Source organism: Roseobacter sp. HKCCA0882 (assembly GCF_037805225.1).
In the GTDB taxonomy this organism is placed as follows: domain Bacteria; phylum Pseudomonadota; class Alphaproteobacteria; order Rhodobacterales; family Rhodobacteraceae; genus M30B80.
Genome location: NZ_JBBLYI010000001.1, coordinates 48,136 through 70,663 on the forward strand (window position 1 = coordinate 48,136; position 22,528 = coordinate 70,663).

Annotated in this window: 23 protein-coding genes, 1 pseudogene and 1 riboswitch; of the genes and pseudogenes, 12 read left to right on the forward strand and 12 right to left on the reverse strand. The window is 55.8% G+C overall.

Annotation, left to right across the window (positions count from 1 at the left end; all coding sequences use genetic code 11):
* Positions 1-15: 15 nt before the first annotated feature.
* From miaB to rpsA, 12 genes are all read left to right on the forward strand, one after another.
* Complete coding sequence (gene miaB, locus AAC622_RS00315) at positions 16-1,338, forward strand: tRNA (N6-isopentenyl adenosine(37)-C2)-methylthiotransferase MiaB (protein WP_340259798.1); 1,323 nt, start codon at positions 16-18, stop codon at positions 1,336-1,338.
* A gap of 205 nt (positions 1,339-1,543) precedes the next feature.
* The gene (locus AAC622_RS00320; RefSeq protein ID WP_340259799.1) at positions 1,544-2,128 is read left to right on the forward strand and encodes an OmpA family protein; all 585 of its coding nucleotides are present in this window, start codon (positions 1,544-1,546) and stop codon (positions 2,126-2,128) included.
* A gap of 11 nt (positions 2,129-2,139) precedes the next feature.
* Positions 2,140-2,466 (forward strand): hypothetical protein, encoded by a 327-nt coding sequence (locus AAC622_RS00325; RefSeq protein WP_340259800.1) that lies wholly within the window; start codon positions 2,140-2,142, stop codon positions 2,464-2,466.
* A 124-nt stretch (positions 2,467-2,590) separates the two neighbouring features.
* Entirely contained in the window at positions 2,591-3,610 is a 1,020-nt protein-coding gene (locus tag AAC622_RS00330; protein WP_317655747.1) for a PhoH family protein, read from the forward strand.
* A gap of 11 nt (positions 3,611-3,621) precedes the next feature.
* Positions 3,622-4,116 (forward strand): rRNA maturation RNase YbeY, encoded by a 495-nt coding sequence (gene ybeY / locus AAC622_RS00335; RefSeq protein WP_340259801.1) that lies wholly within the window; start codon positions 3,622-3,624, stop codon positions 4,114-4,116.
* A 44-nt stretch (positions 4,117-4,160) separates the two neighbouring features.
* On the forward strand, positions 4,161-5,060 hold the full coding sequence (locus AAC622_RS00340) for a hemolysin family protein (protein WP_340259802.1): 900 nt from the start codon (positions 4,161-4,163) through the stop codon (positions 5,058-5,060).
* A 2-nt stretch (positions 5,061-5,062) separates the two neighbouring features.
* Complete coding sequence (gene lnt / locus AAC622_RS00345) at positions 5,063-6,583, forward strand: apolipoprotein N-acyltransferase (RefSeq protein WP_340259803.1); 1,521 nt, start codon at positions 5,063-5,065, stop codon at positions 6,581-6,583.
* An 18-nt stretch (positions 6,584-6,601) separates the two neighbouring features.
* Positions 6,602-6,651: riboswitch (SAM-SAH riboswitch) on the forward strand.
* A gap of 6 nt (positions 6,652-6,657) precedes the next feature.
* Complete coding sequence (gene metK, locus AAC622_RS00350; RefSeq protein ID WP_340259804.1) at positions 6,658-7,839, forward strand: methionine adenosyltransferase; 1,182 nt, start codon at positions 6,658-6,660, stop codon at positions 7,837-7,839.
* 59 nt (positions 7,840-7,898) lie between these two features.
* A complete protein-coding gene (gene trmB, locus AAC622_RS00355) occupies positions 7,899-8,600 on the forward strand; it encodes a tRNA (guanine(46)-N(7))-methyltransferase TrmB (RefSeq protein WP_340259805.1) in 702 nt (233 codons plus the stop codon).
* 76 nt (positions 8,601-8,676) lie between these two features.
* Positions 8,677-10,029 (forward strand): 3-phosphoshikimate 1-carboxyvinyltransferase, encoded by a 1,353-nt coding sequence (aroA, locus tag AAC622_RS00360; protein ID WP_340259806.1) that lies wholly within the window; start codon positions 8,677-8,679, stop codon positions 10,027-10,029.
* On the forward strand, positions 10,026-10,622 hold the full coding sequence (locus AAC622_RS00365; RefSeq protein WP_340259807.1) for a (d)CMP kinase: 597 nt from the start codon (positions 10,026-10,028) through the stop codon (positions 10,620-10,622). The genes aroA and AAC622_RS00365 overlap by 4 nt, the downstream gene beginning before the upstream one ends.
* A 208-nt stretch (positions 10,623-10,830) precedes the next feature.
* Entirely contained in the window at positions 10,831-12,510 is a 1,680-nt protein-coding gene (rpsA, locus tag AAC622_RS00370; RefSeq protein WP_340259808.1) for a 30S ribosomal protein S1, read from the forward strand.
* Between the two features lie 149 nt (positions 12,511-12,659).
* Here the strand turns inward: rpsA and AAC622_RS00375 are convergent.
* From AAC622_RS00375 to AAC622_RS00430, 12 genes and pseudogenes are all read right to left on the reverse strand, one after another.
* A pseudogene (locus tag AAC622_RS00375) lies at positions 12,660-12,854 on the reverse strand (division plane positioning ATPase MipZ); the annotation flags it as partial.
* A gap of 172 nt (positions 12,855-13,026) precedes the next feature.
* A complete protein-coding gene (gene rpmE, locus AAC622_RS00380) occupies positions 13,027-13,248 on the reverse strand; it encodes a 50S ribosomal protein L31 (RefSeq protein ID WP_317655736.1) in 222 nt (73 codons plus the stop codon).
* A gap of 14 nt (positions 13,249-13,262) precedes the next feature.
* A complete protein-coding gene (gene rplS, locus AAC622_RS00385) occupies positions 13,263-13,649 on the reverse strand; it encodes a 50S ribosomal protein L19 (RefSeq protein WP_317655735.1) in 387 nt (128 codons plus the stop codon).
* Positions 13,650-13,916: 267 nt separating this feature from the next.
* Positions 13,917-14,741: a tRNA (guanosine(37)-N1)-methyltransferase TrmD gene (gene trmD / locus AAC622_RS00390; RefSeq protein WP_340259809.1), complete on the reverse strand. Its 825-nt coding sequence runs from the start codon at positions 14,739-14,741 to the stop codon at positions 13,917-13,919.
* Entirely contained in the window at positions 14,731-15,255 is a 525-nt protein-coding gene (gene rimM / locus AAC622_RS00395; RefSeq protein WP_340259810.1) for a ribosome maturation factor RimM, read from the reverse strand. Before rimM ends, trmD begins: the two co-directional genes overlap by 11 nt.
* Positions 15,252-15,407, reverse strand: coding sequence for a hypothetical protein (locus AAC622_RS00400; protein WP_340259811.1), 156 nt, complete (start codon positions 15,405-15,407; stop codon positions 15,252-15,254). The genes rimM and AAC622_RS00400 overlap by 4 nt, the downstream gene beginning before the upstream one ends.
* A gap of 87 nt (positions 15,408-15,494) precedes the next feature.
* Positions 15,495-15,968 (reverse strand): 30S ribosomal protein S16, encoded by a 474-nt coding sequence (gene rpsP, locus AAC622_RS00405; RefSeq protein WP_340259812.1) that lies wholly within the window; start codon positions 15,966-15,968, stop codon positions 15,495-15,497.
* Between the two features lie 41 nt (positions 15,969-16,009).
* Positions 16,010-16,315, reverse strand: coding sequence for a chorismate mutase (locus AAC622_RS00410; protein ID WP_317655731.1), 306 nt, complete (start codon positions 16,313-16,315; stop codon positions 16,010-16,012).
* A gap of 12 nt (positions 16,316-16,327) precedes the next feature.
* Positions 16,328-17,821: a signal recognition particle protein gene (gene ffh, locus AAC622_RS00415; protein WP_340259813.1), complete on the reverse strand. Its 1,494-nt coding sequence runs from the start codon at positions 17,819-17,821 to the stop codon at positions 16,328-16,330.
* A 200-nt stretch (positions 17,822-18,021) separates the two neighbouring features.
* Positions 18,022-20,010 (reverse strand): 3'-5' exonuclease, encoded by a 1,989-nt coding sequence (locus tag AAC622_RS00420; protein WP_340259814.1) that lies wholly within the window; start codon positions 20,008-20,010, stop codon positions 18,022-18,024.
* Positions 20,011-20,049: 39 nt separating this feature from the next.
* Complete coding sequence (locus AAC622_RS00425; protein WP_340259815.1) at positions 20,050-20,577, reverse strand: hypothetical protein; 528 nt, start codon at positions 20,575-20,577, stop codon at positions 20,050-20,052.
* A 53-nt stretch (positions 20,578-20,630) separates the two neighbouring features.
* Positions 20,631-22,445, reverse strand: coding sequence for a DUF294 nucleotidyltransferase-like domain-containing protein (locus AAC622_RS00430; protein ID WP_340259816.1), 1,815 nt, complete (start codon positions 22,443-22,445; stop codon positions 20,631-20,633).
* Between the last annotated feature and the right edge of the window lie 83 nt (positions 22,446-22,528).

Here is a 22,528-nt window from a genome sequence, read left to right on the forward strand (position 1 = left end):
AAAAGGCCCTGTGCAATGACTGAACCCAAAAAGCTATTCGTGAAAACCTATGGCTGCCAGATGAATGTCTATGACAGCGAGCGTATGGCAGAGGCGCTGTCTGGTCAGGGCTATGAGCAGGTGGGCAGTGCGGAAGAGGCGGATATGATCCTGCTGAACACGTGCCACATTCGCGAGAAAGCATCGGAAAAGATCTACTCGGAATTGGGCCGCCTGAAACCTTTGCGTGATGAGAACCCCAATCTGAAAATTGGTGTTGCGGGCTGTGTCGCGCAGGCCGAAGGCGAAGAGATTATGCGCCGTCAACCGATTGTGGACTTGGTCGTTGGCCCGCAGACCTATCACCGCCTTCCTGCCATGATGCGCGCGGTTGAGGCAGGGGAAAAGGCCCTTGATACGGATTTCCCCGAAGAAGATAAGTTTCTGCATCTGCCAAAAGATCGCCGTGCCAAGCGCGGGCCTTGTGCTTTTTTGACGGTGCAGGAAGGCTGCGACAAATTCTGTGCGTTTTGCGTTGTGCCCTATACCCGAGGCGCTGAGGTCAGTCGCCCCGTTTCACGCATTTTGGGGGAGGCGCGCGATTTGGTCGAACGCGGCGTGCGCGAAATCACGCTTTTGGGGCAAAATGTGAATGCCTATCATGGGCAAGATGAGGATGGGCGCGAATGGGGACTTGCGCGCCTGATCCGTGAATTGGCGAAAATCGAAGATTTGGCGCGTATTCGCTTTACCACATCGCACCCCAATGACATGGAAGATGACCTGATCGCGGCTTTTGGCGATTGCGACAAGCTGATGCCCTATCTTCATTTGCCTGTGCAATCGGGGTCTGATCGCATTCTCAAAGCCATGAACCGCAAACATACCGCGCAGGACTATCTCGCCCTGATCGCACGCATCCGTGACGCGCGCCCTGATCTATTGCTGTCAGGGGATTTCATCGTGGGCTTCCCAGGGGAGACAGATGAAGATTTTGCGCAAACGATGGATTTGGTGCGCAAAGTGAATTACGGTCAGGCCTATTCCTTCAAATATTCCGCGCGTCCCGGCACGCCTGCTGCCGAGCGTGCAGCTGTTGCGCCTGAGATTGCAGATGCCCGTTTGCAAGAATTGCAGGCGCTTTTGACCGAACAACAAAGGGCGGCTCAAGATGGAATGGTGGGGCACGAAATGCCAGTTCTGTTTGAAAAGCATGGGCGCCAAGAGGGGCAATTGATTGGGAAATCGGGCTATTTGCATTCGGTTCATGCTATCGCCCCCGCTGAACTAATTGGTCAAGTGGCAATGGTTCGAATCATTAAGTCTGCCACCAATTCCTTGACAGGCGCGTTGGCATAGTCTGCGGATGTCTGGGGCGGCCTTCGGCGCTTAGGATGCCCCAACAGGAACAATTTCTCACAATTTGTTGAGATTGTTTATTTATTTATATCTAAATATTGATATATTTTTCTTTCCGAAGCGAAATTGCTCGGATATTCTCCCGAATAATCGCGCTGTTAACCATTTTTCCGCATTTTAGAGGGATGGTCGAAGGGAAAGAATTTTGAGATTGGGCATGCTTTTGAACAGCTTTATCCAACGTGGAATGGCACATGCCGTGCGGTTTTTGGCACTTGGGCTGCTTGCCTTTATGCCGCAATTCGCGGCGGCACAGAGTGGGGCTATTTCTGGTCGCGTGCAGCCAGGGATCTGGATTGATCCTGACGGCTGTATGCATTGGGTCGCCGATGGCGGTCTTGAGGGTTATATGGAGGGGCGTGTGAATCCGCAAACGGGGATGCCTGTCTGCATGCGCGTCAACACCTGCGCAGTGACGAATAGCGATGTTCTTTTTGCGACAGACAGTGCGCATTTGACCGCAAATGGTCGCGCGCAGTTGGAACAGTTTTTCCGCTCGGCGGGTGCGTTTGCCTATGCGATTTATGGGCATACTGATGCGCGCGCCTCCGATGAATACAATATCCGCCTCTCGCAGGCGCGTGCCGAATCGGTGGCCAATGTGGCGCGCAGTGTTGGGGCGCGCGTGGCGCGTGAAATTGGCTATGGCGAACGCCGACCAATTGCGCCCAATGACAGCGCCTCCAATATGCAGCGCAACCGCCGCGTTGAAATCGTATGTTACAGATGAAGGGGGCCATGATGCGTCAGCGATATTTGGCCATTGCCCTAATTGGGGCGGCTACATTTTTGTCGGGCTGTTCAGGGCGAGACCGCCCAATTGCGAGTAATCGTGATCGCGGTTTTGACGCAAAAGACCTTAGCCAATTACAGGCCGCCATCTATGTCGACCCTGATGGTTGCCACATTTGGATGATTGACGATGGCGCGGAAGGGTATTGGTCGCGCCGCCGTGATCCCGTGTCTGGCTTGCCTGTTTGCACGGCTGTTGCCCCGCCAAATTCAGTTGTTGGTGACTACGCCACGGGTGGGGTTGTGCCTGATATGCGCTCCGCTGGTTTGTTCTAGGCGCAAAAATCGGTCATCTGCCGTCTAGATATGTGAAATTTTCGTGCATCTCACACTAGCTATTGATTTGGCTGCGAGGGCTTGGCACTCTCAAGTCAGGAATCTTCTCTGAGCGAAGGAGAGTATGTTGGCATTGTCCACGTTGAGCGCACCCGCCACCCCTAAATCTGGCCCCCCTGCGGATTTGCAGCTGAGCTTTCCTGACAATCGCCTTCTGATCGACCTTTGTGGAGAATTCGACCGAAATCTCACGCAAATTGAAACAACGCTGTCGGTGCAGATCATTCGCCGTGGCAACCAATTGGCCGTGCATGGCGAGGCGCGGGAGCGCGCTGCAGAAGTTTTGGGCAGTCTCTATGCGCGATTAGAGGCAGGAAAATCTGTAGAGGCCGAAGATGTCGAGGGCGCAATCCGTATGCGTGGCTCTGTTGAGGGGACAGGCGTTCGCGCGGGGGACCAGATTGAAATGTTTGGTGCATCCTCGTTGGAAATCGGCACCCGCAAGAAAACGGTCGAGCCTCGCACTGATGCGCAAAAAGCCTATGTTCAAAACTTGCTGAAAAATGAACTGGCCTTTGGGATTGGCCCTGCGGGAACGGGGAAAACCTATTTGGCGGTTGCTGTCGCGGTGAACCGCTTGATCAATGGCCATGTGGATCGGATCATCTTGTCGCGCCCCGCCGTAGAAGCGGGCGAGCGTCTGGGATTCTTGCCTGGGGATATGAAGGACAAGGTCGATCCCTATATGCAGCCCCTTTATGATGCGCTGCATGATTTTTTGCCTGGTCGACAACTGCAGAAATTGATGGAAGAAAAAACCATTGAAATTGCACCTTTGGCGTTCATGCGGGGGCGGACATTGGCCAATGCCTATGTGGTTTTGGACGAAGCCCAAAACGCAACCACAATGCAAATGAAGATGTTCTTGACCCGTCTGGGACGCGGCAGCCGTATGGTTATCACGGGTGATCGCAGTCAGGTTGATTTGCCGCGCGGCGTGAATTCTGGCCTTGCTGAGGCCGAACGCATTTTGGGTGCTGTCTCAGGGATCAGCTTTAACTATTTCACTGCAAAAGATGTGGTGCGTCATCCGATGGTCGCCAAGATTATCGAGGCCTATGACGCCGATGAGGTTAAAGGTTAGGCGCAAGGCGCATGGAAATTGACATTCTGATCGAAAGCCCTGCGTGGCAGGCTTGTGACATTGAAGATGTCACTGCGCGCGCGGCAGACGGCATCTGTGCCAAGCTTGGGCTTGATCCTGCGCGGTTTGCAGTTTCGGTTTTGGCCTGTGACGATAGCCGCATCGCAACCCTAAACAGCGATTTTCGCAGTAAGCCGACACCGACCAATGTGTTGTCTTGGCCCGCAGAAGAGATTGACCTGCCCCTTGGTCAAATGCCCAAATTGCCGACCCCCGCTGCGGATGGCCCACCACATGAATTGGGCGATATTGCAGTCGCCTATGAGACCTGCGCCCGCGAGGCGGAGGAGCAGGGCAAAGATTTTGATGATCATTTGACCCATTTGATGGTTCATTCGATCCTTCATTTGTTGGGATTTGATCATATAAATGACCCCGATGCCGCGGTGATGGAAAGTTTAGAGATACGCATCCTTGCCAGACTGGGGGTTGCTGACCCATATTAGGGCGGATGGCACAAGTTTTGTCAGTGTAACCTTGGAAAGGGGCTATGAGCTCAAATCCCGAACCCTCGTCTATCGCGGCGCAAAGCGCGCCCCTTGATGACGAGCCTCTGCCGCAAAGGCAAAGTTTCTTCTCCCGTCTTTTTGGGTCTAACCCATCAGACCCCGATCATGCAGATCATGCCGAAGGCGAAAGCCTAAGCCACCCCGCAAGCGAGGGTAAATCCTTTGCGCAATTTGGCATGTCCAATCTGCGCCGTTTGCGGGTCGAGGATGTGTCGATCCCGCGTGTCGAGATCACGGCGGTGCCTGCTGATATCAGCCTTGAAGATCTCATCGCGGTGTTTCGCGAAAGCGGCAACACGCGCCTGCCTGTTTATGATGGCACGCTCGATAGCCCTATCGGCCTCGTCCATTTGAAAGACGTTGCTTTAGGCCATGGCTTTCACAAGTCGGAGGGTAATTTCGATTTACGCTCTATGCTGCGGCCCTTGCTCTATGCGCCGCCCTCCATGCCGATTGGGGTGCTTCTGCAAAAAATGCAGACCGAGCGCACCCATATGGCTTTGGTGATTGACGAATATGGCGGCGTCGATGGTTTGGTGACCATCGAAGATTTGATCGAACAGGTCATCGGTGAGATTGAAGATGAGCATGATGTCGAAGAAGACAGCCCATGGAGCCATGAGAAATCAGGCGCTTATCTCGCCCTTGCCCGCGCCCCATTAGACGAGTTTGAAGCCGAGATTGGGATCAAACTGCTGGACACTGACGAAGATGAGGAAATCGACACCCTTGGTGGTTTGGTGTTCAAACTGACGGGGCGTATTCCCGCGCGCGGGGAAATCGTTCCGCACCCTTCTGGTGCCGAGTTTGAGGTTGTCGATGCCGATGCGCGGCGGATCAAACGGTTGCGTGTGCGATTGCCCAAAGGTGACGCTGCGTGATCATGACACGGCTGCGCGATCCGCGTCTGTTGGCATTTTGCGCAGGTTTAGGCGCGGCTCTGGGCATTGCGCCATTTAACATACTCATCGCGACCCCATTGGGTTTGGGCGCTTTGATCTATCTCTTGGCCCAATCACCAACCCCCAAGGCCGCGGCGGTTTCTGCGTTTTGGGGGGGATTGGGCTACTTCATCCTTGCGCTACATTGGATTGTCGAGCCATTCATGGTCTATGCGGCGCAAGAGGGGTGGATGGCCCCTTTTGCGATTTTGGGCTTATCAGGTGGGTTGGCCCTGTTTTTCGCACTGCCCGTCTGGGCGATCTGCGCCTTGGCCCGTCCCCAAGGCCGTGCGGCCCGCTTCATGGCGATTGTTCTGGCGCTGTCATTTGGGGAATATCTGCGCGCCTATATCCTGACGGGGTTTCCTTGGGCGATGTTTGGGCACGCCATGATTGGCAGCAATTTGCGGATTTTGGCGGGGGTCATCGGTGCGCATGGGATGGGCTTTTTGCTGCTCGGTGTTGCGGGTCTTTTGGCCCATTTTGCAATTAATGGGGCGTGGCGTTTCGCTGGGGGGCTGTTGGGTGGCATTGTGGCGCTTTGGGTGTTCATGCCAGTGTTTCCCGCGCCACAGGCGGCCCCAGATGCGCCGCTCATCCGCATCATTCAACCCAATGCTGCACAAGACCTTAAATGGCGGCCCGAGATGAAGCCGTTTTTTCAAGATCGGATTCTTGATCTCACCGCTCTGCCCGTCCGTGAGGCAGGGGGCGCACGGCCTGATTTGGTGCTTTATCCCGAAACGGTTTTAACTTCGCTCTTGGAGAATACCGAAACCATCCGCCAAGATCTCGCCTCTGCTGCAGGCGGTGGCCTGTTGTTTTTGGGCGCACAACGCCTTGAGGGGGAGGTTGCTTACAACTCCCTTGCACTGGTGGATCAAACGGGCGCAGTGACCGCAACCTATGATAAGCACCATTTGGTTCCTTTCGGGGAATATATGCCATTGCAATCCCTTGCGCGCGAGATGGGGTTACACGGGCTCGCAAATCGCATGGGTCTTAGTTTCTCGCGCGGGTCAGGGCCACAGGTCTTTGATCTCGGCGCAGATCTTGGAACGGTGTTCCCGATGGTCTGTTACGAGGCGATTTTCCCGCATTATATCACGGATGTGCCGCGCCCTAATTGGATGTTCCATGCCACCAATGATGCGTGGTTTGGTCAGTTTTCAGGCCCCTATCAGCATTTGGCCCTGCTTCAGCTGCGCGCATCTGAGCAAGGTTTGCCCGTTTTGCGCGCCGCCAATACAGGGGTCAGCGCCGTGATAGATGCGCGTGGCGAAATCGTGTCTGCTTTGGGAATGGGAGAGATGGGTGTGATTGATGCCACCTTGCCCCCATCATTACCCCCGACCCTTTATGCGCGGTTTGGGGATGCAGCTTATGGTGTGATGCTTTTGGGGCTCTTGGGCGCATTTTTGCGCAAGCGGCGTGTTGATATGGTTGATCCCACCCGCACTTGAAGATAAAGCGGCGCAATCTTGGCCCCACAACGGCTTCCTGACGTGGCGGCTTTAACCCCAATGGAGCACTTATCATGTCCCGTAAGCACTATGTTTTCACCTCCGAATCCGTTTCGGAAGGTCATCCTGATAAAGTATGTGATCGTATTTCTGATGCGGTCTTGGACGCGTTTTTGTCCGAAGAACCTGAAGCGCGTGTTGCCTGCGAGACTTTCGCCACGACCAATCGCGTTGTGATCGGCGGCGAGGTTGGTTTGTCCGACCAAGATAAGCTGCGCGACTACATGGGCCGTATCGAAGATATCGCCCGCGCGTGTATCCGCGACATTGGGTATGAGCAGGACAAATTCCATTGGAAAACCTGTGAGATCACCAACCTCTTGCACGAGCAATCCGCCCATATCGCACAAGGCGTGAACGCGGCAGAGGATAAAGACGAGGGTGCAGGCGACCAAGGGATCATGTTTGGTTTTGCCACCAATGAAACCCCTGATCTGATGCCCGCCCCGATCCAATATTCCCATGCGATCCTGCGCCGTTTGGCTGAGGCACGCAAGTCGGGCGCGGCCCCGCAGCTTGGGCCAGATGCGAAATCGCAGCTTTCTGTGCGCTATGAGGATGGTAAGCCAGTTGAAATCACTTCCTTAGTTTTGTCGACACAGCATTTGGACGAAAGCATGACCTCCGCTGATGTGCAGGACTTGGTCGAGCCATATATCCGCGAAGTGCTGCCTGAGGGGTGGCTGACTGCCGCCACAGAATGGCACGTTAACCCAACGGGTAAATTTGTCATTGGTGGCCCCGATGGCGATGCGGGCCTCACAGGGCGCAAGATCATCGTAGATACCTATGGTGGCGCGGCCCCACATGGCGGCGGTGCGTTCTCGGGCAAAGATCCGACCAAGGTGGATCGCTCAGCCGCCTATGCGGCGCGCTATTTGGCGAAAAACGTGGTGGCTGCGGGTCTTGCAGATCGCTGCACTATTCAGCTGTCCTATGCGATTGGCGTGGCCAAGCCTTTGTCGATCTATGCCGACACACATGGCACGGGTAATGTCGATGAGGCTGCGATTGAGCGCGCCGTGGCGCAGGCGATGAATCTGACCCCACGCGGCATTCGCCTGCATTTGGGTTTGAATAAGCCAATCTTCCAGCGCACCGCGGCCTATGGCCATTTTGGCCGCGCCCCCGAGGCAGATGGTGGCTTCTCTTGGGAGCGCACTGATCTGGTCGATGCGATCAAATCCGCGCTTTAATTTGAACCTTGCAGATGGAGTATGGCCCTGACCGATTTGGTTGGGGCCTTCTTTCAAAGATGACCGAAGCCAGACCTCACCGCAATTTCTATGGTCGCCGTAAAGGGCATAACCTGCGCGACAGCCAAGAAGCCTATTTGGAACAGGACTTGGCCAAGCTTAGTCCTGGCGCGGTTGATTGGAACGAGAACCCCGATCGGACAGCCCTTGATCTTGAGGCGCTTTTTGGCGGGCGCGATGTTTGGCTTGAGGTCGGGTTTGGCGGCGGCGAGCATATGGTGCATCAAGCCGCGCTCAACCCCAATGTCGGGTTGATTGGTTGCGAGCCCTATATCAACGGCGTGGCCATGCTGCTTGGCAAAATCCGCGCCAGCGGTGTCGCCAATCTGCGGGTCTTTCCAGGTGACGTGCGCGATATGTTTGATGTGCTGCCTGATGCATCAATCGCGCGGGCGTTTTTGCTTTATCCTGATCCGTGGCCGAAGAAACGCCACCATCGCCGCCGTTTCGTGACGCCTGAGCATTTGGAACCTTTAGCGCGGGTTTTGAAGCCCGGTGCGATTTTTCGGGTTGCCACCGATATTCCCGACTATGTCCGCCAGACATTGGAGGAAGTTCCAAGGGCAGGGTTTGAATGGTTGGCCGAAGGGCCAGAGGATTGGCGCAAACCTTGGGGCGATTGGATTTCCACCCGTTACGAACAAAAAGCCCTGCGGGAGGGGCGGGTTCCCCATTATCTGACCTTCCGCCGATTGGGCTAATACCCCCAAAGCCTGTGGACGCGGCGGGCTGTCACCGCTATCAGATGGGCCAAGTTAATTTGCGAGGGAATGAAGCATGTCTGCCCACGGAAAACCTATCAAAATGCAGGCGCGGAAATCCGCGGTTTTGTCGGGCGAGGCGCATGTGCCAGGTGATAAATCCATCTCGCATCGCAGCCTTATTTTTGGGGCGATGGCCATCGGGCAGACGCGCATCAAAGGGTTGCTTGAGGGGCAAGATGTTTTGGATACGGCCAAGGCGATGGCCTCCTTCGGTGCGCGTGTCACGCGTGTCGGAGATGGCGAATGGCATGTGGATGGCGTTGGTGTTGGCGGCTTTGCCGAGCCTGATCACGTGATTGATTGCGGCAACTCTGGCACAGGCGTGCGTCTGATTATGGGCGCTATGGCCACAACCCCCATTGCAGCCACCTTTACAGGCGATGCAAGCCTCAATAAGCGCCCCATGGCACGGGTCACAGACCCGCTCGCTCTTTTTGGTGCACAAGCCTTTGGGCGCTCAGGCGGGCGCTTGCCGATGACGATTATCGGTGCGGAAACCCCCGTGCCTGTGCGCTATAAGTTGCCTGTGCCCTCAGCGCAGGTCAAATCTGCGGTTCTGTTGGCGGGCTTGAATGTGCGCGGACAAACTGTGGTCATCGAAGAAGAGGCCACGCGGGACCATACCGAACGGATGCTTGCGGGTTTTGGCGCAACGATTTCGAGCGAGCAGACCGATGAGGGGCGCGTGATCACCTTAGAGGGCCAACCAGAATTGCGCCCTCAAGATATCACTGTGCCGCGTGATCCCTCCTCCGCGGCCTTCCCAATTTGTGCGGCGCTGATCACGGAAGGTTCAGATGTATTGGTGCCAAATATCGGCCTTAACCCCACCCGCGCAGGTTTGTTTGAAACGCTGATCGAGATGGGGGCGGATTTGACCTATGAAAACATCCGCGATGAAGGTGGAGAGCCTATGGCAGATATCCGTGCGCGTTTCTCACCTGATCTCAAGGGGATCGAAGTTCCGCCTGAGCGCGCCGCAAGTATGATTGATGAATACCCAATTCTGTCGGTCGTGGCGGCGAATGCCACGGGCGCGACTGTGATGCGCGGGGTCAAAGAACTGCGCGTCAAGGAAAGCGACCGCATTGATGCCATGGCCACAGGTCTGCGCGCAAATGGGGTTGAGGTGGAAGATGGCCCTGATTGGTGGATTGTGCAGGGTCGCGGTGCGGGCGGTGTGCAAGGGGGCGCGATATGTGCAACGCATTTGGATCATCGGATCGCCATGTCTTTCTTGTGCTTGGGGCTGTCCACGAAAGACCCCGTGCAAATTGATGATGGCGGGCCAATTACGACTTCATTCCCCATCTTCATTGACCTGATGCGGGGGCTTGGCGCCACGCTTGGAGAGGTGGACGTTTGATTTTCACGGTCGCCATTGACGGGCCTGCGGCCGCAGGTAAGGGCACAATAAGCCGCCGTTTGGCCGATCAATTTGGCTTTGCCCATCTCGATACAGGCCTGCTTTATCGGGCCGTTGGGGCAAAAGTGGCCGATGGGGCCGCGCCTGAGATAGCCGCGCAAAATCTGACAGCCGCCGATCTGGCCCGCACTGATCTGCGCAGCCATGCGGCGGGGCAAGCCGCCTCAAAAGTTGCTGTGATCCCCGAAGTGCGCAATGCCTTAGTGACATTTCAACGCGAGTTTGGCCGTCGAAACGGCGGCGCTGTTTTGGATGGGCGTGACATTGGCACGGTGATCTGCCCCGATGCGGATTTAAAATTATTCGTCACAGCCCGCCCCGAAGTGCGCGCGCATCGCCGCTATTTAGAGCTTGGGGGGGATGAAGCGCTGATCTTGAACGAGATCATTGAGCGCGACAGCCGCGATATGTCCCGCGAAGATGCCCCATTGCGTGCCGCCGAGGATGCGGTGGTGATCGATACCAGCGATTTGGATATTGAGGCGGCTGTTCGCCTTGCGGCAGAACATGTGACAGCCCGCCTCAAGGGCTAGTGTGAAAAATGGCCAAAACCCTTGTCATACTGGCGCAATGACTGTATGAGCCACGCAATCAAGCAGACGGTCAACGTCTCGGATTGAGCAGGGTCGGGATATCCTCCGGCCCTTCATCATTTTCGAGGGGGCGATTGAAAACGAAACCAAAGACCTGCGGAGACAACCGCATGGCCCGAATAGCTCTATGAAAAGGAACTGAATATCTATGTGCGCTAAAGCAACTATGGAAGAATTCGAAGCCCTTCTGAATGAAAGCTTCGAGATTGACACCCCCGCAGAAGGTGCGGTTGTCACTGGTAAGGTCATCGCAATCGAAGCGGGCCAAGCCATCATTGATGTGGGCTACAAAATGGAAGGCCGCATCGACCTTAAAGAATTCGCAAATCCCGGCGAGGCCCCCGAAATCGCAGTTGGCGATGAGGTAGAGGTTTACTTGCGCAATGTGGAAAACGCGCGTGGCGAAGCGGTTCTAAGCCGCGAAATGGCCCGCCGCGAAGCCGCATGGGATCGCTTGGAAAAAGCATATGCCGCAGAAGAGCGTGTCGATGGCGCAATCTTTGGCCGCGTCAAAGGTGGCTTCACCGTTGATCTTGGCGGTGCTGTTGCGTTCTTGCCCGGTTCTCAGGTTGACGTGCGCCCCGTGCGGGATGCAGGGCCTTTGATGGGCCTCAAGCAGCCATTCCAAATCCTGAAAATGGATCGCCGCCGTGGCAATATCGTTGTGTCCCGCCGTGCAATCCTTGAGGAAAGCCGCGCCGAGCAGCGCGCCGAAGTTATCGGCAAACTGGGCGAAGGCGACATCGTGGATGGTGTGGTCAAGAACATCACCGAATACGGCGCATTTGTTGACTTGGGCGGTGTTGACGGCCTGTTGCACGTCACCGACATGGCATGGCGCCGTGTGAATGATCCAAAAGAGGTTCTCACAATTGGTGAGACCGTGAAGGTTCAGGTGATTAAGGTCAACAAAGACACCCATCGCATCAGCCTCGGCATGAAGCAGCTGTTGGACGATCCATGGGATTCCGTTGAAGCGAAATTCCCGCTTGAATCCGTTCACATGGGCCGCGTGACCAACATCACCGATTACGGTGCATTTGTTGAGCTGGAGCCTGGCGTTGAAGGTCTGGTGCACGTTTCTGAGATGTCTTGGACAAAGAAAAACGTGCATCCCGGCAAGATCGTTTCGACCAGCCAAGAAGTCGAAGTTATGGTTCTGGAGATCGACAGCTCCAAACGCCGCGTATCGCTTGGCCTCAAGCAGACCATGCGCAACCCATGGGAAGTGTTTGCAGAAACCCATCCTGTTGGCACAGCGGTTGAAGGCGAGATCAAGAACATCACCGAATTCGGTTTGTTCATCGGCCTCGACAACGACATTGACGGCATGGTTCACCTGTCTGACCTGACATGGGAAGGCCGTGGTGAGGATGTGATCGGCGATTACCGCAAAGGCGATATGGTCAAAGCGGTTGTTACCGAAGTTGACGTTGAGAAAGAGCGTATCTCCCTGTCGATCAAAGCTGTTGATGGCGACCCATTCGCAGATGCCGTTGGCGGCGTGAAGCGTGGCTCGGTCATCACTGTTGTTGTGACTTCGGTCGAAGAAGGCGGTCTGGAAGTGGAATATGAAGGCATGAAATCCTTCATTCGCCGCTCTGACCTCAGCCGCGACCGTGGTGATCAGCGCCCTGACCGTTTCTCGGTTGGTGACAAGATCGATGTGCGCGTAACCAATATCGATGCGAAGACCCGCAAACTGGGCCTGTCGATCAAGGCACGCGAAATCGCCGAAGAAAAAGATGCGGTCGAGCAGTATGGCTCATCCGATTCTGGTGCAAGCTTGGGCGATATCCTTGGCGCTGCATTGAACAAAGACGAATAATCATCACGCGGGCCTTTGGCCCCGTTATGAGATGGAATTGCCCCGCTCAGCAGAGCGGGGCTTTTTCTTTGTCGGAGCGACAGGCTGTCGCAGCCCATAGATTTTTCATCTTTTGCGCCTTACTGAAGAGCTAAGCATCAATGCAGTCAGGGCAGAGAGATTGCACGTTTTTGCATCGTGGCTTGGCGGTTTTCGATGTAGCGGTGGAAACTGCGCTGCCGCAAATCCAGATCTAGACCACCAACCTTAAACCCCTCGCGCACCAGTGCTGTGGCCACATGCATGGTTGTGGTCGACTTGCCCGAACCGCCCTTTTCATTCCCGAATACGATAATATGCGCCAAAACGAACCTCACTTACCCCACTGCGCACCCGATATTGTGGGCGCATTCCGTTGATCCTCAATATACGGAAGGAATGCTGCGCTATTAATCAAGAAAGACATTTAACTTATGGCTAAAATGAAAAACACCGCCCCAAAGGGACGGTGTTTTGAAACAGTTAGGTGCGTTTGGATTAGAAACCCAGACCTTCGTATTTCTTTTTGAACTTGGAAACGCGGCCGCCTGTATCCATCAAGCGCGCGCCGCCACCTGTCCATGCAGGGTGCACAGAAGGGTCAATATCCAGCGCAAGCGTATCGCCCTCGGAACCCCAAGTGGATTTCATCTGAACAACGGTGCCATCGGTCATTTTGACATCGATGACGTGGTAATCGGGATGGATGTCTTTTTTCATCGTCTAAGCCCTTCTTACGCTTCGGCGTTATCGCTGAGTTCGCGATAGTTTGTTTTCTCGGCGATACGGGCCGACTTACCACGGCGATCACGCAAGTAGTACAGCTTCGCGCGGCGAACACGGCCGCGGCGCACCACTTCGATTGAATCGATATTGGTCGAGTAGAGGGGGAATACGCGCTCTACGCCTTCACCAAATGAAATTTTGCGAACAGTGAACGAACCTGCGATCCCTTTGCCGTTTTTACGGCTGATGCAAACGCCTTCATACATCTGCACGCGAGAACGCGACCCTTCGGTCACTTTAAAGCCAACGCGAATGGTGTCGCCAGCTTTGAAATCGGGAATGGTCTTCCCAAGGGCGGCAATCTGTTCCGCCTCGATTTGTGCGATCAGATCCATTGGATCTTCTCCTCTAAATGCTCGCGGTTACTCCGCGAAGGTGTGGTCGCATCTGAGAGCTCTGGTCTTCGACCGGATCCACCTGTTCCCATATGGGGGTGTCCGCCAGAGGTCACGCTGACTTTCCTAATGTGATCTTTGGCTAATCTGCCTTGCGCCGAAGTTCCGCAAAAGCGCGGGGACGAAGCCCCCAAGAAAAACCAAAGAGGCCCGATCAGCCGATTCCGACTGCGGACGGATGGCGTATAGGCTGCAAATCCCAAAGGATCAAGCCTTATCGCGCCCTGTCTTGCCCTGTTTAGAGAGATATTCCGCCCAAAGATCAGGGCGGCGCGATTGCGTTAAAGCCTCGGCTTGGGCGTGGCGCCATTCGGCAACGCGGGCGTGATTGCCAGATGTCAAAACCTCGGGGATCGCCATCCCGCGCCATTCAGCGGGGCGGGTATAGTGGGGATGCTCCAACAGGCCATTGGAAAAACTTTCTTCTTGGGTCGAGTCAAAATTTCCCAAGACACCCGGAATAAGGCGAATGGTGGCGTCAAGCACCGCTTGGGCGGCAATCTCGCCGCCCGTCAGAACAAAATCACCCAGCGAGATTTCTTCCATCTCGTAATGGTCAATCACACGTTGATCCACCCCTTCGAACCGCCCGCATAAAAGGGTCACGCCGTCACAGCTCGCAAAGCGCGCGGCATCGGCCTGTGTAAAAGGCCGCCCCCGAGGTGACAAATAGACACGCGGCCAGCGTGCAGGGTCACGTGGTGTGTTATCAGCGGCCATGTCCATGGCGCGCCCCAAAATGTCGGGACGCAAGACCAGCCCTGCGCCGCCCCCTGCGGGCGTATCATCAACATTGCGGTGCTTACCCTCGCCGAAGATGCGCAGGTCGATAGTGTCTAAGGCCCAAAGACCGCTTTGCAATGCCTTACCTGTCAGCGAGCCCCCCAAGACACCCGGAAACATGTCAGGGAAGAGTGTGATGACCTTCGCGCACCATGCATCCTTTAGGCGCAGAGGCCCCATCAAATCGCGTGGGGTGGCATTGGCCGAAATCGACAGACGGCCATAGCTGCGGGGTGGTTTAGACGTCATCGTCAAACAAGCCTTCTGGCGGATCAATCACGATGCGCTTGGCGCTGAGGTCAACTGTGGGGACAACCGCCTGTGTAAAAGGCACAAGAACGCTGCCTTTGTGATTGGGCACGCTGCGCAGTTCGAGAATATCACCTGCGCCATGGTTCAAAACGGCTGCCACCTTGCCGCGCGCTGCGCCGCTTGTGTCGACCACGTTAAGACCGAGAAGGTCGCTGTGATAAAACTCGTCATCAGGAAGGGCGGGCAGGGCCGTGCGCGGGGCAAACAAACGGGTGCCGCGAAGGCCATCTGCCGCTTCCTTTGTCATGACCCCAACAACCCGCGCGGCAAAGCCACCTTTGACCGCACGGGTGATTTTAAGATCAAAGCTGCGGTCGCCTTTTTCAGAAAACAGCGGGGTGTAAGTGCCGATATCTTCGGGATTGGCGCAAAAACTTTTGAGGCGCACCTCACCGCGCACGCCAAAGGAGCCTGCAATCGCACCGACACAAATCAGGTTTTGATCGCTCATTCCACGGGGCCCTCTCTTAGGCATAACCGATCTGCGCTGACCCATTCGCCCGAAAGGGCAAGACAGGCTGCTTGCGCATTGCGCCGTTCTTCAACGCGCCCACCTATATAGGCGAAAAGGCAGAGGATCGAAATTAGGATCAGGCGGCGCATTTAAGATACTCAAAGCCACATCTACGCTTGGCCCTAAGGCCGCCTTGCCCCCAAGACATAACAAGCGGGGGCAAGGCAGGGGGCTGATTACTCAGCCTTTTCTTCTTCTACGGCTTCCTCAGCGGCCGGCGCTTCTTCAGGTGCAGCTGCTTCTTCAACAACGGCCTCTTCTGCGGGCGCCTCTTCTGCGGCAGGTGCAGGTGCGGCTGCTGCTTCGGCTGCTTCTGCGGCCTTAGCGGCTTTTTCTTCTGCGCGCTCTTGTGCCTTTTTGCCTGGAACAGCTTTGTTCGGGTTGTTGCGGGTTTTCGCGGCCAACACGCCAGCTGCTTCCAAGAAACGGCTTACGCGGTCGGTGGGCTGCGCACCCTGCTCGAGCCAGTATTTCACGCGCTCCATGTTCATTTTCACGCGATCTTCGCTGTCTTTTGCCAAGAGCGGGTTATATGTGCCGAGCTTCTCGATGAAGCGGCCATCGCGGGGCATGCGGCTGTCAGAAGCCACGATGCTGTAGAATGGGCGCTTTTTCGAGCCACCACGGGACAAGCGGATTTTCATTGCCATATTAGTCTTCTCCTTCGGATAGATGATCGGGGCGTTTTTGTTTATTGCCCGTTTTCAATGTGTTGTTCATGGTGACGGATGACCTCCTGAATGATGAATTTCAGAAAGGTCTTGGCGAATTCGGGGTCGAGATCGGCCTCTTCAGCTAAACGCTCAAGGCGCGCGATTTGTTTGGCTTCGCGGTCTGGGTCGGACGGGGGCAGATCATGTTGTGCCTTCAATTTACCCACGGCTTGGGTGTGCTTAAACCGCTCGCCAAGGGTATAGACGAGGATTGCGTCCAAGCGATCAATCGAGGCGCGATGTTCCTTGAGCAGCGCTGCGGCGCGGGCGGCTGTATCGGTCATGATGCGATCCCTTTATTTCTTTTTGCCAAAGCCCGTCAGGTGCGGCAGACCGCCGCCACCACCCAAGCCGCCAAGCCCCATTTTGCGGGCTGCGGCCTCCATCGCTTTGGGATCCATTGCTGAAGGATCCATGCCCGCCAAATCTTTGGATGCGCCTTTGCCCATTAATGCGCCAAGGCCCTGCTTGAGCATCCCACCTTTGCCCATTTTGCCCAGCTTCTTCATCGCATCGGCCATTTGGCGGTGCATTTTCAAAAGTTTGTTCAGGTCAGAGACATCTTGCCCTGCGCCTGCGGCAATGCGCTTTTTGCGGCTTGCCTGCAAAAGGTCAGGGTTGGCCCTTTCCCGCTTAGTCATGGATTGGATCAGCGCGATCTGGCGTTTGATCACCTTGTCATCAAGCCCTGCATCATCAAGCTGCTTTTGCATCTTGCCCATGCCCGGCATCATCGACATCATGCCCTGCATCCCGCCCATTTTCAGCATCTGCTCTAACTGGACTTTAAGGTCATTCATGTTGAACTGACCTTTTTGGAAGCGCTTCATCATGCGCTCGGCCTGTTCAGCCTCAAGGGTTTCTTGGGCTTTTTCAACAAGGGCCACGATATCGCCCATGCCTAAGATGCGGCCAGCGACACGCTGTGCTTCGAATGTTTCAAGCGCTTCGAGCTTTTCACCCAAACCCACAAAGCGGATCGGTTTGCCTGTGATGGCGCGCATCGACAGTGCCGCGCCGCCGCGACCATCGCCGTCCATACGGGTCAAAACGATGCCAGAGACGCCAATTTTATCGTCAAATTCCTGTGCAACATTCACCGCATCTTGGCCCGTGAGGCCATCCACGACCAAGAGTGTCTCGCGCGGGTTGGCAATGTCACGCACGGCTGCGGCCTGCGCGATCAGGTCTTGATCGATATGCAAGCGCCCTGCGGTGTCGAGGATATAGACATCATAGCCGCCAAGCCCTGCTTGGGTTTTGGCGCGCTTTGCAATCGTCTCAGGGTTTTCACCTTTGATGATGGGCAAGGTATCCACGCCAATTTGTTGGCCAAGGATGGCCAACTGCTCCATCGCGGCAGGGCGGTTTGTATCAAGGGATGCCATCAACACGCGCTTGCCTTCGCGCTCCTTCAGGCGTTTGGCCAGTTTCGCGGTTGTTGTGGTTTTCCCTGACCCTTGCAGACCCACCATCAGGATGGGTGCAGGCGGGCTGTCTATTTTCAGTGCGCCAATCTCGCCTTCGCCCTGAAGCGTGGCGATCAATTCGTCATGCACAATTTTGACGACCTGTTGACCAGGGGTCACCGATTTGGTCACCGCAGCGCCTGTGGCCTTTTTCTCGACCGCGCGAATAAATTCACGCGCCACGGGCAAAGAGACATCTGCCTCAAGCAAAGCCACCCGCACTTCGCGCAGGGCTGTTTTCACATCATCAGCAGACAAAGCGCCTTGCTTTGTCAGCCCCTCAAAGACCGAGGAGAGGCGTTCTGAAAGTGTTTCAAACATTGGCCAAGGCCCCTTTGTCGCGTCATCTCTTTGGTGTTCTGTGCATCAGGCCACCGCATTGCAATGCACCAAGGCCCCCGTGGGCGAAACTCGCTGACGGGGGGCGATCTTGGACATATCCTAAGACCAGAAAGCCAAAGCTTGCTGGAAGTTGTGCCGCTCTTACGCGCGCGGGCAGGGGAATGTCAAGCCTTTGCGCCTTAGTTCAAATGGCGCAAGAGCCGCGCATGACGATCAAAGGCCGTGATCAACTGTCCTAAATTTTGGATATCTGTCGCCTCAAGCATGGGCAACATCTTCACAAAGGCCCGCGCCGTTCCCAATGTGTCGCCAAGTGCGGTATGACGGGCATTGTCGGGTATGCGGATGCTAAGGCGGTCACATAGCGCGTCCAATGTGTGTTCCGCAGACTGACCAAAAAGGATGGCCGAACACAGAACAGTGTCCAAGATCGGCTGATCAAAACGCGCGCCAATGGCCCCTTCACGCCGCTGTAGAAAGGCCATGTCAAAGGGGGCGTTATGGGCCACCAGAACCGCGCCATCGGCAAAGCGATGAAACCGCGATAAGGCATCAACCACAGATGAGGCGTCTGCCACCATCTCATTGGTGATGTGATGCACCGCTGTTGAGGCCGCAGGGATTTTGCGCGCAGGGTTGACCAAAGTGTCAAAGCGTTCGCTCTCGACCAATTTTCCGTTTACGATCCGCATCGCGGCAATCTGACAGATTTCATCGACTTGCGGGTTCAAACCGGTGGTTTCTGTGTCGAACACCACGAAAGACAAGTTCTTCAGCGGGGCCTGTGATAGCTCAGCAGGCAGTGCGGTTTGCAACAGGTCAAAATCATATTGGATCACGCGCGGCGTTTGCAGCGCTTCGGGGGCGGCGGCTAGGGACAGGCTGATCCGTTGATCCGTGGCTTCGATCTTGGCGCCGTGGCTGCGTAAAACATCGGCCCCCGCAAAGCGTGAATGGCCCGTGATCAGGGGGCTGTCTAACCAATCTTTGAGCCGTGCTGCGTCAGGGGCCTTTGCATCTCCCTGCAGGTCAAGAATGGCCTCTCCCTCTGTCAGTCGGGCCGCAAGTCGAATGTCAGACGCCCCCGCGCCAATCCACGACAGCGTCAGGCGCTCTAACAAGCGGCTGATAGCAAAGCCATCGGCGCGCATTCGCAAGTCAGGCAGCGCGTCATACTGCAGTTGGATATCCTTTTGCGCCAAGCGCGTGGCAAGCGCGATTGCAATATCGGATAGGTCAAGCTGCTCAAGAGGCCACCATGCTGTATCGGTTTTGGCCTTTTCGTTTTGCACATCGCGCAACGTCTTTTCCAACTGCGCACGTGGCGCCCCGTGGGGCAGGTCTGGCAAAACGGCATCCACGGCCTCAATTAAATCGGCAAACAGGGCCTCGCGCGTGCCATGCAATGCTAAATCCTTGGATCGGTCTTGCAAGCACAAGAGATAGGCAGGATCGGCTGTTTCCTGACCTTCGAGCCAGAATAAGCGCATCCGTGCCTCGAAAAGGCGTGCATCGTGGCGGGTTGTTACCAAAATATCCGTGCCTTTAGCGCTCTGTGCGCGCAACAGCCTGCCATAAGCCTCCCGCAAGGGGGCCATGCGCAAAAGCTGATCAAGGGGGCGATTCAGACCCAACCCCTCATCATCATTGAAGAGATCCCGCATCTTGCCATTGTAAAGCGCGATTTTATGGTCAGGCGTGCAGAACACGACCCCATCGGGAATTTCGGCTAGTAAGGTTTCAAGGCGCTGCTTCTCAAGGCCAAGCCGTGCTGTTTCACGCCCCACGGCCAATGCCATTGCGTTGCGCGTTTCGGTCAAATGCGCGGCAACAGCCGCAGCAGCAGGGGCTAAATCACCCAAATATCGCGCATAGTTTGGATTGATTTCATCATCCACATCGGCATGGGCGCGGGCGCGCATATCCGCGGCCAATGCCTCAAGGGGGCGGGAGACATACTCATCGAACTTCGTCCAAACCCAAGCAGACAGGCCGATAATTGCAAATGCCCCAACCGCCCCTGCTGTGATAAAGGCCGATAGCGCGTGATCCTCGCCCAAACGAACATACCCAATCACCAGACCCGCGGTCAGCAGGGCCGCGCCCCCAAGGGCCAAGAGCGCAAAGAACAAAAAGATGCGCAAACGCAAACTAAGATGGGTGAACATGTGCGTGCGGGCCTCCTCCTCCCGCAGCGGTGACGCGGCCTAGCCGCCCAGAGTTGGGCAGACCACGGCAATCAACGGATCATCCGCGGAAACCGCTAACCAATCGGCATTCTCGGCGCGGCCATCAGCATCAAAACTGGTGGTTGGAAAAATCTCTGCGCGGGCGGGGGTGGTGCAATCCACCAAGATGGGTTTGATGATCGCGGGCTGCCACCGCTCATGCAGGCGCGTTTGCACAACCCATTGGCCCGAGCCTTCGACTGTTTCGATAGTCTCTGACGGGGTAACCGCGACAAAGCCTTTGATCCATGGCTTCAAATATGTCCACGGCTGCCAAACAGCGCGCTGTTCGCGCGTGGCGATCATTACAGTGTCTGTGGGCAGGGTGGCCATGACGCCGCGCGCCCATGAATATTCGAGGGATATTGTGGTCAGGATCATCGCCAGCCCCGCGCCTGCAGGCACGAACCATTTTGGTATCCGCTCTCCTATCAGGCGGCGCAGGCCATAGGCGATGCCTGCCCCTGCAAAGGCCGAGGACAGTGCCGCAATAAGGACGAGGAACATTTGCATTTCGTTGGTCTTTCTCTTTTCGTGGCAACCAAAAACAGGCGTGGGGGTTATAGAAACCCGCTCCGCTGTCCGATTGCCGATTGCATTGTTTTAATCACAACGAAGGCATCGCGGAGATGACTTCGATCAAAATCGGATAAATAAGCAGGTGCCATGAAATTATCGGGCGCGTGGCCATTGCGGATTTGGCGCGCTTGATGCGCAAGCCGCGCTTCCGCGATCATGTCATAGGCATCCAATAAATCCCGTCCGCCCGAGGCAGAAACCGCACCTCCGTCAATTGCGGCAACCAAGCGCGCGCGGGTGTTTACTTCGGTCAACTGTCCTTTCAGCGCATAGATGCGCCCCAAATCCACCACGGGCACAACGCCGTTATGCTTGAGATCAATGCGATCTTTATGCTCGCCCGACCGAACAGTGGCAAAGCCCCGAAAGAGACCAAGCGGGGGCGTATGCTTGAGCGAATTGGAAATCATATGAGCCACAAAAATCGAATTTCCCGAAGCCTCTGCAAGGGTCGAGGCGTGAAGATCGTCAAATAGGGCCATCGTGCCGCCAATGGGCCGCAGGTCAAACATCACCGATGCCAACATCTGCGCCTCGGTGTCAGGTTTGTAAATCCATTTCGAGAAATAGTTTCGCCAAACGCGTAAGGGTTGCCGCCAACGCGCGGCGGTCGCCATCATATCACCTGGGCAGTAGAAATAGCCTGCCTCATCTAAACCATCCGAGACGAATTTTGCCAAAGCGGCGAAATACGCGTCGTCTTCTGGGCGCATGGCATCGTCTATGATCAGGCAATTGTCTTGGTCGGACACGCCGGTTTGTTCTTGCCGACCTTGGCTGCCACAGGCCAGCCACAGATAGGGCACAGGCGGCGGCCCAAGATGGTCTTCGGCAAGTTTTAGCAACCGCCGGGTCGCGGCATCACCGATATCGGTGATCAGGCGTGTGACCACCTGATGATCATTATTTGCCCCAACCAATTGCATCAAAAGGGCAGGGATGCCTTTTACATATTTGGCAATTTCTGCGCTATTTGCGGCATAGGCGATATCCATGATGATTGAGGCGGAACTGGTCGCCTGAAAGCGCATCATATCGGTCTGGCTTAATATGCCTTCGGGCTGCCCGCGATCCATGACGGGCATATGGGTAAACCCATGCTCGACCATCAAATGCAGCGCATCAGCCACAAGGGCGGAGGCGGGCAAGGTCTTGGGGTCGCGCGTCATCACTTCAGCCACGGCCGTGTCTGATGGCAGCCCCGCCGCCATCGCGCGATTGGTTAAGTCGCGTGTGGTGATGATCCCTTGCAGCGCCCCCGTTTCGGAGGTGACAAGCAAGCAAGAGACGCGGTGATCCCGCATCTTTTTCGCGGCGCTCAGCAAGCTGTCTTGCGCTGTGCAGGTCAGAGGATTGCGCGTCATTAAATCGCCCAAGGTTTGGGTCGACAACGCACTGCGCTTGGCGCGGGCTGGGCGGGTGCGGTCAAAGAAATCTAGAAAGGCGGGGTGCTCTTTCACCAATTTATGGAAAAGTGGCGCCGTGACTTCCAAAAGTTCGGTTGGTTTCACCGCGGTTGCGGTGACAGGCGCAATACCATCGCGCATCAAGCCACGCTCTCCGAAGGAGTTTTTTGGGCCGAGGATCGAGACCAGTTCACCATTGGGTTCGGTGATATCAACCTGCCCTGACACGATGAGGTAAAGCGCCTCAAGCGGCGTGCCCGCGTGATAAATCACAGCGCCCGCTTTCGCCATGGAGCGGTTCACCTGCCCTGCCAGTTCCACCAGATAATCATGCGGTAAGCTGTCATAGGGGTGCGTTTGTGACAGAAGTGTCAGGATTTCTTTTGGCATCTGGATCTGGGTCTGTTTGGTCGGTCTGGCTCAGCCTAGACTATTTATGAAAAAGGCGCATCCCGATTGATCGGAATGCGCCC